Genomic DNA, 2,766 nt, shown 5'->3' on the forward strand with positions numbered 1-2,766 from the left:
GTATCATTAACTGAATACATAGGTTAATGAGGCGAACCGGGAGAACTGAAACATCTAAGTACCCCGAGGAAAAGAAATCAATTGAGATTCCGAAAGTAGCGGCGAGCGAAATTGGATTAGCCCTTAAGCTTTTAATGACACAGGTGAAGGCTCTGGAAAGTGCCGCGATACCGGGTGATAGCCCCGTAACCGACATGTCATTTTAAGTGAAAACGAGTAAGGCGGGACACGTGATATCCTGTTTGAATATGGGGGGACCATCCTCCAAGGCTAAATACTCCTGACTGACCGATAGTGAACCAGTACCGTGAGGGAAAGGCGAAAAGAACCCCTGTGAGGGGAGTGAAATAGAACCTGAAACCGTGTACGTACAAGCAGTAGGAGCCTCTTCGTGGGGTGACTGCGTACCTTTTGTATAATGGGTCAGCGACTTATATTCAGTGGCAAGGTTAACCGTATAGGGGAGCCGTAGGGAAACCGAGTCTTAACTGGGCGTTTAGTCTCTGGATATAGACCCGAAACCGAGTGATCTAGCCATGGGCAGGTTGAAGATTGAGTAACATCAATTGGAGGACCGAACCGACTAATGTTGAAAAATTAGCGGATGACTTGTGGCTAGGGGTGAAAGGCCAATCAAACTCGGAGATAGCTGGTTCTCCCCGAAAGCTATTTAGGTAGCGCCTCGGACGAATACTACTGGGGGTAGAGCACTGTTAAGGCTAGGGGGTCATCCCGACTTACCAACCCTTTGCAAACTCCGAATACCAGTAAGTACTATCCGGGAGACACACGGCGGGTGCTAACGTCCGTCGTGGAGAGGGAAACAACCCAGACCGCCAGCTAAGGTCCCAAATGATTACTAAGTGGGAAACGATGTGGGAAGGCTCAGACAGCTAGGATGTTGGCTTAGAAGCAGCCATCATTTAAAGAAAGCGTAATAGCTCACTAGTCGAGTCGGCCTGCGCGGAAGATGTAACGGGGCTAAGTAATCAACCGAAGCTGCGGCAATGCAATTTATTGTATTGGGTAGGGGAGCGTTCTGTAAGCCGTTGAAGGTGTGTTGTAAAGCATGCTGGAGGTATCAGAAGTGCGAATGCTGACATGAGTAACGATAAAGGGGGTGAAAAACCTCCTCGCCGGAAGACCAAGGGTTCCTGTCCAACGTTAATCGGGGCAGGGTGAGTCGACCCCTAAGGCGAGGCCGAAAGGCGTAGTCGATGGGAAACGGGTTAATATTCCCGTACTTCTTACAATTGCGATGGGGGGACGGAGAAGGCTAGGTGGGCCTGGCGACGGTTGTCCAGGTTCAAGTGCGTAGGCTTGAGAGTTAGGTAAATCCGGCTCTCTTTAAGGCTGAGACACGATGTCGAGCTACTACGGTAGTGAAGTCATTGATGCCATGCTTCCAGGAAAAGCCTCTAAGCTTCAGATTGTAAGGAATCGTACCCCAAACCGACACAGGTGGTCGGGTAGAGAATACCAAGGCGCTTGAGAGAACTCGGGTGAAGGAACTAGGCAAAATGGTACCGTAACTTCGGGAGAAGGTACGCTCTTGACGGTGAAGTCCCTCGCGGATGGAGCTGATGAGAGTCGCAGATACCAGGTGGCTGCAACTGTTTATTAAAAACACAGCACTGTGCAAAATCGTAAGATGACGTATACGGTGTGACGCCTGCCCGGTGCCGGAAGGTTAATTGATGGGGTTAGACTTCGGTCGAAGCTCTTGATCGAAGCCCCGGTAAACGGCGGCCGTAACTATAACGGTCCTAAGGTAGCGAAATTCCTTGTCGGGTAAGTTCCGACCTGCACGAATGGCGTAATGATGGCCACGCTGTCTCCACCCGAGACTCAGTGAAATTGAAATCGCTGTGAAGATGCAGTGTACCCGCGGCTAGACGGAAAGACCCCGTGAACCTTTACTACAGCTTGGCACTGAACATTGAACCTACATGTGTAGGATAGGTGGGAGGCTTTGAAGCGCAGACGCTAGTTTGTGTGGAGCCGTCCTTGAAATACCACCCTTGTATGTTTGATGTTCTAACTCAGACCCGTTATCCGGGTCGAGGACAGTGCCTGGTGGGTAGTTTGACTGGGGCGGTCTCCTCCCAAAGAGTAACGGAGGAGCACGAAGGTGGGCTAAACACGGTTGGACATCGTGTGGTTAGTGCAATGGCATAAGCCCGCTTGACTGCGAGAATGACAATTCGAGCAGGTGCGAAAGCAGGTCATAGTGATCCGGTGGTTCTGAATGGAAGGGCCATCGCTCAACGGATAAAAGGTACTCCGGGGATAACAGGCTGATACCGCCCAAGAGTTCATATCGACGGCGGTGTTTGGCACCTCGATGTCGGCTCATCACATCCTGGGGCTGAAGTCGGTCCCAAGGGTATGGCTGTTCGCCATTTAAAGTGGTACGCGAGCTGGGTTTAGAACGTCGTGAGACAGTTCGGTCCCTATCTGCCGTGGGCGTTGGAGAATTGAAGGGGGCTGCTCCTAGTACGAGAGGACCGGAGTGGACGAACCTCTGGTGTTCGGGTTGTTACGCCAGTAGCATTGCCCGGTAGCTAAGTTCGGAATTGATAACCGCTGAAAGCATCTAAGCGGGAAGCAAGCCCTGAGATGAGTTCTCCCTGGCACTTTAAGTGTCCTAAAGGGTTGTTCGAGACTAGAACGTTGATAGGCAGGGTGTGTAAGTGCTGTGAGGCATTGAGCTAACCTGTACTAATTGCCCGTGAGGCTTAACCATACAACACCCAAGGGGTTTTG

The 2,766-nt window shown here is 51.2% G+C and carries 1 rRNA gene; it reads left to right on the forward strand.

The features are described from left to right. A 23S ribosomal RNA gene (locus tag L3V23_RS21225) occupies positions 1-2,746 on the forward strand; the annotation flags it as partial. Positions 2,747-2,766 lie beyond the last annotated feature (20 nt).

The organism is Vibrio sp. A1-b2 (genome assembly GCF_021726015.1).
Classification (GTDB): Bacteria; Pseudomonadota; Gammaproteobacteria; order Enterobacterales; family Vibrionaceae; genus Vibrio; species Vibrio diazotrophicus.